Source organism: Flavobacterium sp. GNP008 (assembly GCF_056428965.1).
In genome coordinates this window covers 1-261 of the sequence record NZ_JBWJVL010000036.1, presented here as the reverse complement: position 1 = coordinate 261, position 261 = coordinate 1, and the positions used below count along the sequence as shown (strand labels likewise).

1 protein-coding gene is annotated in these 261 nt (G+C 56.7%); it reads right to left on the bottom strand.

The window, feature by feature from the left end:
• A partial coding sequence (locus AC0608_RS13785) for an acetyl-CoA hydrolase/transferase C-terminal domain-containing protein (protein WP_478289474.1) occupies nucleotides 1-261 on the bottom strand: 261 nt, incomplete at both ends.

Sequence of the window (261 nt, the reverse complement as noted above, 5' to 3'; positions counted from 1 at the left end):
ATGCCGTTCATCATGCGCGTGCCGCAAACGTGGGTGGAGTTGACGTTGCCGTAGATGTCGAACTCCAGCGCCGTGTTGATACCGATAATACCCAGGCGCCGCACCACTTCAGGGTGATTGGAAATCTCCTGTGGGCGCAGTATCAGCTTGTCCTTGTAGTGTTCCAGGTTGCCGAATACGTCTGCATTGCGACGTTCCGACAAAGTGATGGAGCTGCCGGAGGCGAAGCTCAGCTTGCCGGCGTCGATCAGGTCGAATGTC